This window comes from Desertivirga brevis (assembly GCF_017355835.1).
In genome coordinates this window covers 454,979-471,279 of record NZ_JAFEWF010000006.1, presented here as the reverse complement: position 1 = coordinate 471,279, position 16,301 = coordinate 454,979, and the positions used below count along the sequence as shown (strand labels likewise).

Annotated in this window: 12 protein-coding genes; 8 read left to right on the top strand and 4 right to left on the bottom strand. The window is 42.0% G+C overall.

The annotated features are described in order from the left end of the window. Positions 1 to 16: 16 nt before the first annotated feature. From J4N25_RS17305 to J4N25_RS17270, 8 genes are all read left to right on the top strand, one after another. On the top strand, positions 17 to 220 hold the full coding sequence (locus J4N25_RS17305) for a hypothetical protein (protein WP_207423043.1): 204 nt from the start codon (positions 17 to 19) through the stop codon (positions 218 to 220). A gap of 14 nt (positions 221 to 234) precedes the next feature. Next, the gene (locus tag J4N25_RS17300; protein WP_207423042.1) at positions 235 to 1,377 is read left to right on the top strand and encodes a Gfo/Idh/MocA family protein; all 1,143 of its coding nucleotides are present in this window, start codon (positions 235 to 237) and stop codon (positions 1,375 to 1,377) included. A 117-nt stretch (positions 1,378 to 1,494) separates the two neighbouring features. Beyond that, on the top strand, positions 1,495 to 3,720 hold the full coding sequence (locus J4N25_RS17295) for a catalase (RefSeq protein ID WP_242695913.1): 2,226 nt from the start codon (positions 1,495 to 1,497) through the stop codon (positions 3,718 to 3,720). A gap of 68 nt (positions 3,721 to 3,788) precedes the next feature. Beyond that, the gene (locus tag J4N25_RS17290; RefSeq protein WP_207423041.1) at positions 3,789 to 4,313 is read left to right on the top strand and encodes a DUF421 domain-containing protein; all 525 of its coding nucleotides are present in this window, start codon (positions 3,789 to 3,791) and stop codon (positions 4,311 to 4,313) included. 42 nt (positions 4,314 to 4,355) lie between these two features. Next, the gene (locus J4N25_RS17285; protein ID WP_207423040.1) at positions 4,356 to 4,493 is read left to right on the top strand and encodes a hypothetical protein; all 138 of its coding nucleotides are present in this window, start codon (positions 4,356 to 4,358) and stop codon (positions 4,491 to 4,493) included. A 103-nt stretch (positions 4,494 to 4,596) separates the two neighbouring features. Beyond that, on the top strand, positions 4,597 to 6,189 hold the full coding sequence (locus tag J4N25_RS17280; RefSeq protein WP_207423039.1) for a L,D-transpeptidase family protein: 1,593 nt from the start codon (positions 4,597 to 4,599) through the stop codon (positions 6,187 to 6,189). An 85-nt stretch (positions 6,190 to 6,274) separates the two neighbouring features. Continuing rightward, on the top strand, positions 6,275 to 7,504 hold the full coding sequence (locus tag J4N25_RS17275; RefSeq protein WP_207423038.1) for a cation:proton antiporter: 1,230 nt from the start codon (positions 6,275 to 6,277) through the stop codon (positions 7,502 to 7,504). 437 nt (positions 7,505 to 7,941) lie between these two features. Beyond that, complete coding sequence (locus tag J4N25_RS17270) at positions 7,942 to 9,255, top strand: hemolysin family protein (RefSeq protein WP_207423037.1); 1,314 nt, start codon at positions 7,942 to 7,944, stop codon at positions 9,253 to 9,255. A 30-nt stretch (positions 9,256 to 9,285) separates the two neighbouring features. Here the strand turns inward: J4N25_RS17270 and J4N25_RS17265 are convergent, their stop codons facing one another. The 4 genes from J4N25_RS17265 to J4N25_RS17250 form a co-directional block, all read right to left on the bottom strand. Continuing rightward, on the bottom strand, positions 9,286 to 10,698 hold the full coding sequence (locus J4N25_RS17265; protein WP_207423036.1) for a M20/M25/M40 family metallo-hydrolase: 1,413 nt from the start codon (positions 10,696 to 10,698) through the stop codon (positions 9,286 to 9,288). Positions 10,699 to 10,797: 99 nt separating this feature from the next. Continuing rightward, entirely contained in the window at positions 10,798 to 11,868 is a 1,071-nt protein-coding gene (locus J4N25_RS17260; RefSeq protein ID WP_207423035.1) for a DNA polymerase beta superfamily protein, read from the bottom strand. 60 nt (positions 11,869 to 11,928) lie between these two features. Beyond that, on the bottom strand, positions 11,929 to 14,484 hold the full coding sequence (locus J4N25_RS17255; RefSeq protein WP_207423034.1) for a polynucleotide kinase-phosphatase: 2,556 nt from the start codon (positions 14,482 to 14,484) through the stop codon (positions 11,929 to 11,931). After that, on the bottom strand, positions 14,481 to 15,902 hold the full coding sequence (locus J4N25_RS17250; protein ID WP_207423033.1) for a 3' terminal RNA ribose 2'-O-methyltransferase Hen1: 1,422 nt from the start codon (positions 15,900 to 15,902) through the stop codon (positions 14,481 to 14,483). Before J4N25_RS17250 ends, J4N25_RS17255 begins: the two co-directional genes overlap by 4 nt. Positions 15,903 to 16,301 lie beyond the last annotated feature (399 nt).

Genomic DNA, 16,301 nt, shown 5'->3' with positions numbered 1-16,301 from the left:
AAAGAGAAGCCTGAATATGAAAAAATTTAGCATTTCGGTCATAACGCCGAATGAATTCTCCGGCAAGGCCGTAAATGATAAATTTCAAGCCTTAAAAACTACAGATAAAAAACCAACAGGCGTTTATAAGGATCTTTCAAATGGAGAAATACTTATTACCTGCGAAAGCGAACCAAGTTTCGAAAGCCTTGTCGGTATCCTGATATCTGAAAACCATTAAAAAATCCAAAGTCCATGAACAATTCTTATAACCGCCGCAGATTTTTAGGGAAGCTAACTTTTGGCCTGGGAATTACCGCCCTCGGCACTTCGGGTATAAGCTCGCTGTTCGCCTGCTCTGGGAGTACGAATGAAAAACGAACACAGCAAGCTGGAGAACAAAAAGCACAAGACAAACTTGGAATTGCACTGGTGGGATTGGGACAATATTCGGAGGGAGAGCTGGCACCGGCTCTTCAGGAGACCCAACATTGTTACCTTGCCGGAATTGTAACAGGAACACCGGATAAAGCGGACAAATGGAAAAAGAAATACAATATTCCTGATAAGAACATCTATAACTACCAGAACTTCGATACCATAAAGGATAATCCTGATATAGATGTTGTCTACGTGGTGCTGCCTAATGCCTTGCATGCCGAATATACTATCAGAGCTGCAAAAGCAGGGAAACATGTAATCTGCGAGAAACCAATGGCCATAACTGTTGAAGAATGCGACCGGATGATAGCCGCCTGCAAAGAAGTGGGTAAAATGTTGTCGATCGGTTACCGCTTACACTTCGAGCCTCATAATAAGGAAATGATGCGGCTTGGGCAGGAAAAGGTATTTGGCGCTATTAAGAAGCTAAGAGCAGACAACGGTACGGGTAGTACTGAAGGCTGGCGACTGGATAAGGAGCTAGCCGGCGGCGGGCCTCTGATGGAGGTGGGGATTTATTGCGTACAGGGAGTACGCTACACCACCGGGATGGAACCAATAGCTGTAAGGGCAAAGGAGATGCCGAAGACTAAGCCTGAACTATTCAAAGAAGTGGAAGAAGCGCTGAGCTGGCAGATGGAATTTCCGGGCAACATAATTGCCGAGTGTAAAACAAGCTATTCAGAAGATATGAACCTGCTGAGGGCTGATGCTGAAAAGGGTTGGTTTGAACTCTCTCCGGCTTATCCCTACTCGGGAATAAAAGGCGAAACATCAAAGGGTAAGATGGAATTTGAGCAGGTGAATCAACAGGCACGCCAAATGGATGATTTCGCTAAAGCCGTTAAAGAAAATCGCGCTACTCCTGTACCGGGAGAAATGGGGCGGCAGGATGTGAAAATTCTACAAGCCATTTATCAGGCAATGAGAACAGGACAACGGGTTGAAATATCTTGATAAACAATATTCTGTTTTATTATATAATTCGGACGGGATATCCAATGATTGATATTAATACTTGTTTTAGTAAACATAAGGCTTCAATCCACCTTTTTACAGATAAACAGTTATTCTATGGAAATAAAAAAACAAGACCAAAATGCGGAGAACTCTTCGACATCTAAAGTGGATGAGCAGGCAAAAAACAATCAACTGGAACACTTCCGCGAAGATTCCTCTGGACAATTCATGACAACCGACCAAGGAGTGAAAGTGAGCGACGTTGATAATTCTCTTACCGCCGGATCAAGAGGCCCTACTTTAATGGAGGATTTTGTTTTTCGCGAAAGGATCACTCACCTTGATCACGAGTCTATTCCTGAACGGGTTGTTCATGCAAGAGGTTCTGCAGCGCATGGGTACTTTCAGGTGTATGAATCAATGGCTGAACTAACTAAAGCCAAATTTCTTCAGGATCCCAATATCAGAACTCCGGTATTTGTGCGATTTTCAACAGTAGTAGGTTCACGCGGCTCAGCAGATACTGTTAGAGATGTAAGGGGATTTGCTACTAAATTTTATACAGAAGAGGGAAATTATGACCTGGTTGGCAATAATATCCCTGTATTTTTTATTCAGGACGGAATTAAATTTATCGATCTTGTACATGCAATTAAGCCCATGCCAGACAATGAGATGCCCCAGGCATCTGCCGCTCATGATACCTTTTGGGACTTTGCCTCATTGATGCCAGAAAGTGCTCACATGTTGCTTTGGGTTCTTTCAGACAGGGCAATTCCGCGCAGTTTCCGTATGATGGAGGGATTTGGGGTACATACGTTTCGCTTTGTTAATGCGCAAGGTAAAGGACGTTTTGTTAAATTTCACTGGCGTCCGCTACTGGGAGTTCATTCGCTTGTATGGGATGAAGCCCAAAAGCTTGCGGGAAAGGATCCCGACTGGTTGCGGAGAGATCTGTGGGAGTCAATTGAGATGGGTCATTACCCAGAGTTTGAACTGGGTGTGCAGATCGTGGAGGAAGAGGATGAACACAAGTTCGATTTTGATCTGCTTGATGCAACTAAAATAATACCTGAAGAACTTGTGCCTTTGAAACGAGTAGGAAAAATGGTTTTGAACCGTAATCCGGATAACTTCTTTGCAGAGACTGAACAGGTAGCTTTCCATCCAGGTAATGTAGTGCCGGGTATTGACTTTACGAATGATCCTCTGCTACAAGGAAGATTGTTCTCCTACCTCGACACCCAGATCAATCGCTTTAGCAGTAAGAACTTTACTGAAGTTCCGATCAACCGGCCGGTTTGTCCGGTTCATAACTTCCATGGAGCTGGTTTTATGAAACAAACCATTAATAAGGGTAAAGCTAACTATTTCCCCAATTCTCTTGGAGGAGGCCACCCTAAAATGGCTTCTGAAGAAGAGGGAGGCTACGTGCATTACCAGGAAAAAGTGGATGGCGTAAAGATCAGGCAAAGAAGCGAAAGCTTCAATGACCATTTCTCGCAAGCACGTATGTTCTGGAACAGCATGACCCAGATCGAGAAAAAGCACATTATCCAGGCGGCACATTTTGAACTTGGCAAGGTTGACTCGAAAGAGGTAAGGCATAGAGTGATCTATGACATATTCAATAATATTAGTCATGAACTTGCCAGCCAGGCTGCTATGGGAATTGGTATTGAACCTCCTTCTGGTGACCTCGTGAGCAAGGTTCAGGATGCTGGCGAGTTGTTGAAGGATAAGGTTGAACATGCTGTGACACCTGGAAAATCGGTGGAGGAATCGGCAGCTGTTAGTATGGAAAAGAACAAAAAATCAGATAGCATCAAAAGCAGAAAAGTTGCAGTGCTGGCAGATAACGGTTTTAACTTTGGCCAAGTGAGTGCTTTGAAAGAAGTGCTTACCCAGAAAGGAGCTCAGGTTACTATTGTTTCCATGTTTAAAGGAAAGTTAAAGAGCATGGAGGGGCAGGAAATTGACGTTGACAAAAGTTATATCACCACAGGTTCCATAATGTACGATGCAGTTTTTGTTCCCGGAGGACAAGCAAGTGTAGATTCGCTGAAAAAACAAGGTGATGCATTACATTTTATTAATGAAGCCTTTAAACACTGCAAACCTATTGCTGCCTTAGATGAAGGGGTAAACTTGCTCTCAGAATCAAGCATAAGCGGGGTTGAAATTTGCGCTCCCGATTCAACTAATACTTTAAAGAAAGACAAAGGAGTTCTCTCTGTTCGTGGTGCAACAGACACCCGTTCTTTTATGGAAACTTTTTCGAATGCCATAGCCCAGCACCGGTTCTGGATGCGGGAAGAAAAAGATATGGTTCCTGCATAAGCAAAAAGGACACGGGTAATCTAACAACACCCGTGTCTTTTTTCCACACCCCACAGCTAGCCCTTACTATGGAAAATATATTCTTTGACAACTGGACAAGTATCTGGAGAACCTTGGCAGTAGGGATACTGGCATACTTCGCGTTAATATTTATGCTACGGATCTCTGGAAAGAGGACCCTATCACAGATGAAGGAATTCGATTTTATTGTGACAGTTGCCTTGGGTTCTACGTTGGCCACCGTCTTGCTTAGCAAGGATGTTGCACTGGCCGATGGTGTACTGGCCCTCGCTCTTTTAATTTCTCTACAATACGTTCTGGCAACCTTGTCGGTCAAATCAACTAAGTTCTCCAAATTGATCAGTTCTGAACCAACCCTCCTATTTTATAAAGGAAGTTTTCTTAGAGAGGCTTTAAAAAAGGAAAGAGTAACAGAAGCAGAGGTTAGGTCAATATTAATAAGTAACGGCGTGACATCTATTGAAAACGTAGAGGCCGTTGTTATGGAATCTAACGGGCAATTTACTGTTATTAAGGAGGGTAGCCTGTTTAATAAGGATTCGCCCCTATCTAATGTGAAAAGGATTGAATAAGGCAGTTTGTGATCGTTTCCGGAATTGAAAGAAGAATTAGAGATGTTAAATCAGAAAATATCAGCAATAAAATCTGAGAAACCGATGCTTGAACAGAGAGCTGAAATTGTAGAAACGTTCAAGCACGTAGCTGGCATTTTAACCAGGATGACGGATAACAAGAATAAAAAACTGGAATAAGCGTATAATATACAGACAATTTGTCTCCATGTTCATTCGTCATATTTAAAGGCTATCAGACTTATTAACCCATTTCAATTCTGATAGTTATTATTCAGAAGCTATGAGAAACGCATTTTTAATATTTGTTCTACTCCTCTTATTCTTTAAAACAAACAGTAACGGCCAGACATCCCTGGGAACAGGGTTGCAGGATACTGCAATAACAGCAATAGATCCTGTAACAGGGCTTCACATTAATAATCAGGTTCTTGAGGATTTTATTCGCGCACAACAAATAGCAAGTAGTAAAGCCGCTGATATCAGGCAGTTTTATACAAATAGGAACTACCAGTATGCCTGGCTTAACGAAGAGGGCCTTTCAGAGCAAACCCAGTCTTTTTGGAACTTATACGAAAATTTTGTCAGCTATTCTGGCGACAGTTCCCTTTATCAGCCAGCTTTGCATGATCGGATAGACTATTTGATGTCTTTTAACAGCTCGCTTAATGCGAATAATCAGGAACTCAGCTTAACGGAGTTACAGCTGACCAGGTTATTTCTCAATTTTATTGAGCGTGCTTACGCCGGCAAAGTTAACCCGAAGAGCCTGCAATGGCATATACCCAGGAAAAAAGTAAACGCATTGAAAGCTCTGAATGAGTTTGTTGAAAATAGTGGAAATGAACCAGAAAGTTTTCTGCCAGTTAATCCTCAGTATTTATTGATGAGGGAAAAGTTACTTCGTTTTCAAAACCTGGCGAAACGCGAATGGCCACAGATTTCCCTGGGAAATAAGAAGGTGCTTAAGCCGGGCGATTCTGCCGCTGTAATTTTTGTGTTAAAGGAGCGTCTTTTTGTTTTGGGGGATTTGGAGTTTGTTGACAGGTCGAATGTTTATGATGCTGTTTTCGAAGATGCAGTGATTAGTTTTCAAAGAAGACACGGGCTAGACGATGACGGGATTATTGGTCCCGCCGTAATCAGAACCCTTAATATTCCTCTAGAAAAGAAGATTGAGCGCATGTTAATTAATATGGAGCGAATGCGATGGATGCCTGTACAAGGCGAAGGTAAAAGAGTAGTCGTCAATATTCCAGAGTTCAAACTGCATGTATACGAGGGAACCGATGAAGTTTTAAGTATGGACGTTGTGGTTGGGAAGTCCGCTAACCGGACAGTAGTCTTCTCTGATCAAATAAAACATGTTGTTTTTAGTCCTTATTGGAACATACCGCGAAGCATTATAAGAAATGAAATTCTTCCTGCCGTCGAAAGAAACCCCGGTTACCTTGCCCGCCATAATATGGAAGTCTCCGGAGAGAGAAACGGTTTGCCTCTTATCCGGCAGAAACCTGGAAGGAAGAACGCCCTTGGAAGAGTAAAGTTTATATTCCCAAACAGGTATAGTATCTATCTACATGATACCCCAGCTAAAGGACTGTTTCAACGAACAAGAAGAGCTTTCAGCCATGGTTGTATACGAGTTGCTCAACCCTTTGATTTGGCTAAGAACCTGTTAGAAGATCAATCGGCCTGGACAGATAAAAATATCAAGGACGCCATGCATGCTAGTTCTGAAAAATGGGTTGGACTTAACAACCCGGTGCCCGTTCTAATCAGCTATTTTACATCATGGGTTGATGTTACAGGAAAATTGAATTTCAGGGACGACATCTATGGGCATGACAAAAAGGTGGCCGCCCATTTATTTTAATAACTTTTGCAGCTACTGAAAAGGATTGAGTAACCTGGCAATTAAAAGCTGTGCGTTTTCTCATAAACACTGTTAAACATAACCTATGGATACTCTTAAACTGATATCGTTAATAATTACGTTGTCGGCAGTATTAGCATATATCAATATACGATTTTTGAAACTACCCTCCACAATAGGATTGATGGTTTTATCCCTCCTGTTGTCGCTTTTGCTATTGTTTGCAGGAGCAACTTCACCCGTTGGAGGTTTTGTGAAAAATCTGATGGTTCAGATCGACTTTTCAGATTTTCTTTTAGATTTTATGCTAGGGTTTCTGCTTTTTGCAGGGGCATTACATACGGATATTAAAAGACTCCGAAAAGCAAAATGGCCCATCCTTACTTACGCTACGGCAGGCATATTGATATCTACGTTCTTAGTTGCTGGACCCACCTATATCATTCTTCCATTCTTGTACCAACCGGTTGACTTTATCTATTGCCTTTTGTTTGGTGCACTCATTTCTCCTACCGATCCGATAGCGGTGCTCTCTATCTTAAAAAAGGCTGGTATTTCAGAATCAATAGAAACTAAGATAACGGGCGAGTCTCTTTTTAATGATGGAGTTGGTGTTGTGGTATTTCTGACACTATTTAACATAGCCAGCGAGGGCTTTGCAGAAGTATCAACTTCAGAGATCATTGTGCTGTTGGCAGAAGAGATTTTAGGTGGGATAGCATTAGGATTATTATTGGGATATCTGGGATTTGTTATGCTGAAAAAAATAGATCATTACCAAACCGAAGTATTGATAACACTGGCTATGGTAATGGGAGGAATCTCGCTTGCACCAATGTTTCATTTTTCGGGACCTTTAGCTATGGTAATAGCGGGTTTATTTATAGGAAACAAAGGCACAATAGAAGCAATGTCGGAAGAAACGAGCGACTATGTTCATAAATTTTGGGAAATGGTAGACGAAATATTTAATGCCATTCTATTTGTATTAATAGGGCTTGAACTATTAGTTATCCCATTCGAAATGTCTTTTCTGTATATTGGGTTAATCGCAATCCTGGTTGTGATCGTTAGTCGGTTTATATCGCTGGTAACTCCATCTTTTCTCTTTCGTTTGAAATATGACTTTCCTAAGAAAACCTTTTTGATCATGACCTGGGGAGGACTAAGAGGTGGAATCTCTATTGCCTTAGCGCTTTCACTTAATTCGGGAATGCAGCGGGACATGATAGTGTCTGTAACTTATATAGTTGTATTGTTCTCAATAATTGTCCAGGGGTTGAGTCTTGAAAAAGTAGTAAGAGCCTTGAAATAAAATACCCGGCCTATTGCTGAAATTCCGCCCTTGGAATACTATATTTTATGAACAAAGTTCCAAGCCGATTATTAAATCCCATAACTGGGGTAGTCATCCTTATTAAACTATCTTGTTGTGTTTGGATTATAGTATTATTAATTGCTAAAGCAGAGCTTCAATGGATTTCCATATCCACGGGCCAACAATAAGAAGTAAAGCAATAACGATAGGCAGTTAGTTTTCTATATAATGAACAAGGCTCTCTCCTTGTTACACACCGCGGAGTTCACAATTCGACTACACAACATCAGGTTATTTAAGGCCTATGATCGAAACTCATTTAGCTGCATAAAAAATTCCTGTATCAGGAGAAAGGCCATTATTGAAAGCGATAATCTCTCATTTTCACAACAAACTGTGCGCTTAACCCTTATTGAGTATTAGGATCGGTACCTATGGAAATACTTATAATTATCGTATTGATTTTACTGAACGGAATTTTCTCGATGAGTGAGATTGCGTTAGCCTCGGCAAAGAAATTCAAACTTGAAAGCATGGCCAAAAGAGGTGATGCCGGAGCTAGGCGGGCCTTAGATCTGGCGAGCAATCCGAATACATTTCTCTCCACTGTACAAATCGGGATCACCATCATCGGCATTCTAACCGGTATTTTTAGTGGTGAAAACTTAACTAGCTATGCGGAAGTGGCAATAAGCAGGGTAGCATTCTTAAAACCCTACGCTGATACCATCGCCCTTTTAGTAGTTGTTATTACTATCACTTTCTTCTCTATACTTTTCGGTGAACTGTTACCGAAGAGAATTGGACTTAGCTTTCCCGAAAAAGTATCTTCTCTGGTTGCTGGAGCGATGATCATCATATCCAAAGTCACTAAGCCATTTATCTGGCTTCTATCTAAGTCTAACGACGTGTTCCTGCGAATTTTTGGAATTGCCGATAATGGTGTAGAAGTGGCCTCGGAAGAGGAAATTACATCAATCATTGAGGAAAGCACTCAAAGAGGAGAAATTCAGGAAATTGAGCAGAGAATTGTGCAAAGGGTATTTGCATTAGGCGACAGAAAGGTTTCAGAACTGATGACCCACCGCACCGATATTATATGGTTCGATGTTAACGATAACCTCGACACGATAAGGAGCAGGATAAGAGATTACAATCACTCTGTTTATCCGGTTGCGGAAAAGAGCCTCGACAACCTGCGAGGCGTAATTGATATCAAAGAGATTTTTGTTCAGGAGCAAATTAATAATATGGTTTCTATCGAGAAACTGATAAAGAAGCCTCTTTATGTTCACGAACACATGGCTGTTTATAATCTACTGGAGCAATTGAACGGTGCAGGATTAGATATCGCCATTGTTATCGATGAATATGGATCTATAGAAGGCATGATCACCATGGACGATGTGATCACAGCACTAGTGGGAGGACTTCCAACTACTTCTGCTGAGGGTTATCAAATGAGCATACGGGATGAAAACTCGTGGTTGGCCGATGGCCAGTTTTCCTTTTATGAAATGCTTCGCCTTTTGGATATCACCTTGGAAGAGGATGAAACCAGGTTTTCAACTCTGGCCGGATTAATCCTTCAACATCTAAATCATATTCCAATTGCCGGTGAGAAAATTGAATGGAAGGGCTTCGTGTTCGAGATAGTGGATATGGATGAAAGACGCATCGATAAGGTAATGATCCATAAACAGAGTGGCAACGACGCTGCCTTAGACCTTGGAGTGTTTAAGACCTAAGGAGGCCTCTTTTGTGTTTCCCGCTGTTATTTATCTTGCTGTTAAATTTACTGGCATAGCTACGGCGCTTTTTAGAAATTCCGTATACACTTCAATGCCCTTATCTAAAGCCTCTATAGGAATTCGCTCGTTGATGTTATGTAAGGAACTAAGAAGCTCTGTATCTAAATGGGCAGGGAGGATTCCGTAAGCCGGGATACCCTTCAATCTGAAATAGTTGTTATCATTGGAGGCTGGAAAGACAATAGGAATAGTTACTGAATTAGGATATACGGAGGTTATGGCTGTTTCAAGCTTTTCGTAAAAAGCATTATTGGTATTGGTGAACTTGGCATTTTGTAATACGGTTAATGATTTTATGTCTATATCATCATCATCCAGGCGCCTTTTTACCCATCGTATAAACTTTTCTTCGTTAGTTCCGGGAAGCAAACGGCAGTCTAAGGTAACCGTAATGCTTTGAGGGATCTGATTAATAACCCGGCCGGGATTGGAGATATTTGTTATCGCAATCGTATTCGTTAACGTTGCCCTTACCAGCGGATCTTTTCTAAAGAATAGATTTAATGCCGGTCGAAACAAGTTCATGTGCTTGAAAACATATCGTCTTGTACCAACCTCATACTTGCTAAGCTCGCGGAACATCATATTCGCCGGCTTTGTTACTACAACTTTTGGATTCCGCTTCACCAGCCTGTTTAATGACCTGACCATTAACTTGTTGCTATATTCATGAGGAGGAACTGCACCATGACCTGCAGAAGCAACCGCCAACTGTAATTCCAGCCAGAGCCTGTTCTTTTGATCTATCTCGATACCGAACACTTTCGTATTCGGATCAGAGGATAAGATCTTTGAAATTCCAGACCCTCCTTCTCCCAATACCACCACTGGATTTAACTCCTCCAGATGTTTCTCTGTTACAAATTTGGCTCCCAGTACTCCACCTGTCTCCTCCGCTGATACGGTTAAGATCGTGATATTATGATCGAATCCTCTTGTTTTAGCTTCCTTAACTAAATCAGCTACGGCTAATAATTGCATAATAGCCATGCCTTTGTTGTCAATTGCCCCGCGCCCCCAAACACTACCGTCGGCTATTGTTCCCGAAAAGGGCGGATACCTCCACAGGCCGCCACTATCAGGAGCGGGAACAACATCTATATGATTTAGCAGGATAATATTAGGTTTTTTACTACTAAGCGGGTATATGGACGCTGCAAAGTTTAAGGACGACTCGTCTGCACTAAAATCAGTAATACTTAAACCAACTTGTCTGCATAAATGCATAAAGTATCTGCCTGCTATTTCCTCAGAGCCAGATAAAGATTGGTGTTTAATATAGTTACTTAAAAGTGTAGCAGGATTGGAAGTTAAATGGGCATTTTGCGCTTTCAGAGAGGCTTGAAAAATAAAGAAAAAGACAAGTAGAACCTTATTCATTTACTATTACAAGATGTAAATGGATGAGAAAGTTTAGTGTGAAGGGAATCCAGTACCTAATTTCCTTAGTCTTGGGAATTAACTTGATGTTCATCTCCTTTATAACCTATAAAACGATTCCCTTAACTGAATTAACAAGGATTCAGCATATTGTTCATCCGGCTTTAACGGCAACTGCGAATGTTCATACGCTACTTTGATCTTCTCCATCTTTTCCTCTACCATTTGTATAAGTTCCTCATATTCGAATTCCCCTGATCTAATCTTTAAAAGAAAATCACGATCATCCCGACTAACCCTTACTTCTTTGTAAAGTGCAATTTCTTCTGCCATATTCAGCAGTCTGAAAGTATGCATCATATTCTTAGCATCGTAACTTTTGCCATGAAATAAAGTGCTTTGGTACCGGGCTTCGTTACGTTTCCTCACCCACTCCCAGTACTCACGGAACTCCCTGCAATAAATTGAGTAAGCATCTTTATTGAAATTCATGACAGCAAGAGGTTCTATTCCTTTCGGAACAGTGGCTAATTGTACATCGGCGGACCCTGGTCCAGCAACAATACCGTAAAATGTTTCACCCTGCTTCAGCTGACTCTGATGATACAGCAGATACACATCTTTAAAATGCTGCAATTTCGAGAGGCCGCACTCTTCCTGTCTGAACTGCTGTTCCTGTAACCATTCCTTAAGCGAAACACTGCCATTGCTGTACACCACGTAGCAGAAGTCAAGGACACTTTTTCTTTCCAATTCGAAGGCTTTATTGATCTTCTTGTTAAGTCCTTTGGCTTTTTTGATCTGGCTGGTTGCATATCCTGCAAACGTATCCAGACAAAGCTTTGAAAGAAAGTGTTCCGGCCTTATCAGCTCCATTAGCGGATGTTTGTAGATCACGCATTCTTCTGGAGTACTTAATAGCTCCAGTATATTCGGATTATTCTTTAACAGAAGTTCCAAAAACCGTCGCAGCTCGAAATACACCTCATCATTGCTCTCGTTGTTCAATTGCTGAGGTTTCCCGAAGCCAAACAACTCCCCCTGGGGTAAGATGAAGACGCCCTTTTTATCGGTATCGGATGATGGAAGGGCCAGGTTGTAGGCTTTGCTTCCACTGATACAATCCAGAAGGATAAATTGATTTTGCAGATATAGTGCTTCAAAGGTCATAATATATACTTTTCAAAAAGAACGACAGACAGAGTCTACAACCACTGTCTGCGTTTTCGTTTACAGCCTGGGATCTATCGGCTCGCTCTCCAAAGCGAGTACTCCAAAAGCGCATTGGTGCACTCTTCGCAGCGGTTCTTTGTTAATAAATCGCTCCAACCCTTCTACTCCTAATGCAAATTCCCGCATAGCCAGAGACCTTTTTGCATTAAGTGCACGTGATCTTAGTCTAGACAGGTTTTCTTCAGAGGTGTATTCCGGTCCATAGATTATCCGCAAATATTCTCTTCCTCTTACCTTAACTGCCGGTTGTACCACACCTTTATTATCCCGTTCAATAAAATTGTAAGGTTTGATCACCATCCCCTCTCCTCCCTCATCCGTTAACGATATCCACCATTCTATGGCTTTATTTACACTTTCCTCATCTTCAAGATCTACGATCAAATAGGGAGTTGCGAGCAGAATTGCTGGATCACTTGCACAAAAGGACTTAATGGTTTCCATATGCCATTCGTGGTTCTGTTCGATCCACACTTTGCCTTCGGTAGCCAAAATATGAAAAGGCGCAATCTTATAATCCTCTAACATGTTTACGTCCCAGCAGTAGCGGCCATAAGCTTTCTTGTAGTCGGAAACCTGCTCCAATTTATGACTATAGCGTTCTTTTAGTTCTGCCAGCGCTCCATTACTTTCCAAAGCATTGTTTAAAACCTTCATTGTCTCTTCCAGTGCATGGTCAGCCGCTGAACCTACAGAAGCGTATTGTGTTTCGAGTAAAGCTTGAGCTTTAGAACTCCACGGCATTAACTCTATATCCAGGCAAACCCACTCTGTTTCCATCTTTTCGTAGAAGCCTGATCTTATTAAAGCCTCGTTTACTCGTTTCAGTAGCTCCTGTTCTGTTTCCTTCTCATTAAAGAAAGCACGACCAGTCCGGGTATAAATTGTTCCGATCCCTTCATCCCTGATTCCAAATACCCGCTCGATAACGGCTTCATCTTTTCCAACAATCAACACGGCTCTTGAGCCCATATGCTTTTCTTCGCATATCACCTTTTTTACCCCGGCTGCTTTATAATAATCAAAGCCTTCCAGCGGATATTCCAGATAATTACCTTCTTCACTGGTTTTGCAGGGACTCATTGTAGGGGGAAGATATATCAGCCATTTCGGATTTACGGAAAAGCGACTCATTACCTCGAGCGCAGCTATTGCATTTTCTTCGCGGATGGTAACGTTGTGAGCATATTTTGTTTCAACTATTTGTTTTCCTGTTAGCTCGGCTATATCCAATACATCGTCGTGCTCTTGCTGTAAACTCAGGTTGGCTTTCTTTTCAGGAATTAGCGGACGAATTGGCTCACAATAAACCCTTGCTGCTTTTACCGAAACCAGTTCTTTTTCAGGATATCGAAGAGCCGTAAGTGAGCCACCAAACACGCAGCCGGTATCAATATCAATAGTTTTGTTTAGCCATTGAGGGGTAGGAACAGGTGTATGACCGTACACAACCATGGCCTTACCTGAATACTCGGCAGCCCAATTGTGTCGTACCGGAAGTCCGAACTCATCTATTTCCCCGGTTGTTTCGCCATAATAGCAGAACTCTCGAACAGCGCCGGAACCTCTCCCCTGCATGTTCTCCTTTAACCCGGCATGGGAAACAACGAGCTTTCCTTCATCCAAAACATAATGGCTTACCAGTGCATCAAGGAATGCTTTTGCCTTATCCTTGAATTCCTGGGTTTCTAATGACAATTGCTCGATCGATTCTGCAAGACCATGTTTAACCTGCAAATTTTTACCATTTAACCAGCGCACCAACTTTATATCATGATTTCCCGGAACACAAAGTGCCGCTCCATCTCCTACCATTTCCATTACCAGCTTTAACACAGCTGGAGTATTTGGCCCCCGGTCTACCAGATCGCCCAAGAAAACAGCTTTTCTTCCGTCAGGATGAGAAAAGGACGTACCATTATGAACATACCCCAAGTTGCCAAGCAACTCAATCAATTCATCGAAGCATCCGTGCACATCGCCAATAATATCGAATGGTCCTTTTTCTTCCTTTTTATTATTGTAAAGGGGATCTCGAACGATACCACAAACAGCTTCTACTTCTTCCAGCGACCTTAACTCAATAACATGCCTGAAGCCTTCGAGCTTTAGCTTTTTAATGCTTCGCTTCAATTGTGAGATATGCTGTGGAATTACATGTTTGCCAAAATTACGATCAGGCCTTAATGCATTTCTCTCTACACATACTTTCTCCGCTACATTCAAAATGATTGCAACCGGCAGCACATGGTATTCACGCGCAAGCTTTACCCAGTCTTTCCTGGCATCCTCCTGAACGTTGGTGGCGTCAATCACGGTAAGGAGCCCGTTCTTTAGCCGAAGGCCGGTGATATATCTTGCCAAGGCAAAGGCATCAGCAGAAACTGCCTGGTTATTCTCATCATCACTAACAATCCCACGGCATTTATCCGAAGAAACAATCTCAGTTTCTTTAAAATGCTTTCTTGCGAAGGTCGATTTACCCGACCCTGAGGCACCTATCAGTACGATCAATGATAGTTCGGGAACTTTAATTATTCTGTTATCTTTCATGATAAGGATTCCTCCTTCTCTGCTTTTAATTTAAATACTGCCATTTGGCTTAGCGCTCCAACTTCAGGATCTACTTCCCCAACCGGACTAAAGCTTACTTCATAAGAATACCTCTCAGCGATACCACTAGCCCAGGTTTCAAACTCTTTCCGTGTCCATTCAAACCGGTGATCAGAATGCCTCATTTTACCCTCTTCATAATCCTCAAACCGGACATTGTATTCAGCATTTGGGGTTGTTAATACCACCATTCCCGGCTTCGCAAATTCGAAGACAGTTCTTTCTAAAGCTGCCAGTCTAGGCCGATCCAGATGCTCGATCACTTCTACAAGAGCAGCGCCATCAAAGCCTTCAATCCGTTTATCCCGGTAGGTCAAAGAACCCTGTATTAGTCGCACTCTATTTGATTGCTTTTCGGATAATCTTTCAAGTTTCAGTCGATCCTTTGCTATTTCCAGACATCGGTAACTAACATCCATCCCCAAAACATATTCAAACGCTTTCTCGGCCAAAAGCAGTTTCATCAAACGACCTTCTCCGCAACCCAGGTCTACAACACGTTTACAACCTGCTGAAAGCAGAGCATCTCTAGCTGCAACTAATCGCTGCTCGTGGATGCGAACCACTTTTTCAGGTTCTTCTGATCCTGCTAGCTCAGCTTCTTCTGGCACTACATCTTCGAGGTCTTTGCTTATTAAAACTTCAAGTGCTTTATTGGCAAGTGAACGTTGATGTTTCAGATAGCGTCTTACAATTATTTCCTTTTCAGGATGAGTATCTAACCAATCTTGTCCTTTTTCGAGCAGTTTTTCAACTTCGTGTTGACTTACCCAGTAATGCTTGTCATTATCACAAACAGGGATTAGCACATAAAGGTGCGACAATAGTTGTTGGACGCTTATCTCGTTTTTAAGAATAACGGTATAATACCTGCTTTGTCCCCATTTAGGGAAAGTATCATCCAAAGTGTGGTTGGTTGCATTTACCTCATACCCTAATGGTTCAAATAATCTGCGTAAAAATTCTTCTCCACCACGTACAGGTAAAACAGCCAGTTTTATTTCAAGGGAAAGAGGTTGATCCACCAACTCCGGCTTGTCTTTACATCTTCCGTTCAGAGCGGAAGAAAAGGCTTTGGCAATAGCTGCACTCATAAATGAACTGGCCACATAAGGCCTGTCGTTAACGTACTGCTCCAAAGCAAAGTCGTTCCCGTTAGGCCCGTCATTTCTTACTAGTCCCACCGGATCAATATCTAGCAAAAGAACAGCAGTACACTCTTCATTATCGGCTCTTTCATAAAAGATGTGGGCTTTACCTGCAGATAGTTCAACACTCTGAACTTTGGCTGGGTGCTTGTGGAGCAGGAAGCTAAGATCCGAAGCTGGTTGTTTGCGATTGGTAATGGTTAACAGCATGTTTTGATTCTTTTAACGATACAAAGAAAACTTATCTCTGCGCAGCCTTTTTGCGCAGTGGAAAAAATATTATTAATTTTCTCAAAAAAAAATATTCCGATCCCTGTTAATCGCAATGCCCTAATCCGTTACCCTACCATTAATAATTGAAAGCGGAATAAATATAAAAAATGGACTACTGAAGGCCAACCCTCAAAATTATCAGCATCCGTTGTGAGCTTCTCCTTACAAAGGTTTTCTTCTGAAAGGATTATTACCAAACAGGGAAAGGAAAGGAGACAAGCTTTCAAAGCAGCCGGTATTTGTTCGGAACTGCTTTGACCCCCGTTCGGGGCCGCGGCAAGGTCCCGACTCCGCTCCTGCCCTCTTCCTCGAATCTGTCTGCCCTTTGGTACGAAT

Bases quoted from the DNA above. Each gene is read 5' to 3' on its own strand.
- J4N25_RS17295 (WP_242695913.1), top strand. From the start codon at position 1,495: ATGGAAATAAAAAAACAAGACCAAAATGCGGAGAACTCTTCGACATCT.
- J4N25_RS17260 (WP_207423035.1), bottom strand. From the start codon at position 11,868: ATGACCTTTGAAGCACTATATCTGCAAAATCAATTTATCCTTCTGGAT.
- J4N25_RS17290 (WP_207423041.1), top strand. From the start codon at position 3,789: ATGGAAAATATATTCTTTGACAACTGGACAAGTATCTGGAGAACCTTG.
- J4N25_RS17275 (WP_207423038.1), top strand. From the start codon at position 6,275: ATGGATACTCTTAAACTGATATCGTTAATAATTACGTTGTCGGCAGTA.
- J4N25_RS17250 (WP_207423033.1), bottom strand. From the start codon at position 15,902: ATGCTGTTAACCATTACCAATCGCAAACAACCAGCTTCGGATCTTAGC.
- J4N25_RS17280 (WP_207423039.1), top strand. From the start codon at position 4,597: ATGAGAAACGCATTTTTAATATTTGTTCTACTCCTCTTATTCTTTAAA.
- J4N25_RS17305 (WP_207423043.1), top strand. From the start codon at position 17: ATGAAAAAATTTAGCATTTCGGTCATAACGCCGAATGAATTCTCCGGC.
- J4N25_RS17255 (WP_207423034.1), bottom strand. From the start codon at position 14,484: ATGAAAGATAACAGAATAATTAAAGTTCCCGAACTATCATTGATCGTA.
- J4N25_RS17270 (WP_207423037.1), top strand. From the start codon at position 7,942: ATGGAAATACTTATAATTATCGTATTGATTTTACTGAACGGAATTTTC.
- J4N25_RS17265 (WP_207423036.1), bottom strand. From the start codon at position 10,698: ATGAATAAGGTTCTACTTGTCTTTTTCTTTATTTTTCAAGCCTCTCTG.
- J4N25_RS17285 (WP_207423040.1), top strand. From the start codon at position 4,356: ATGTTAAATCAGAAAATATCAGCAATAAAATCTGAGAAACCGATGCTT.
- J4N25_RS17300 (WP_207423042.1), top strand. From the start codon at position 235: ATGAACAATTCTTATAACCGCCGCAGATTTTTAGGGAAGCTAACTTTT.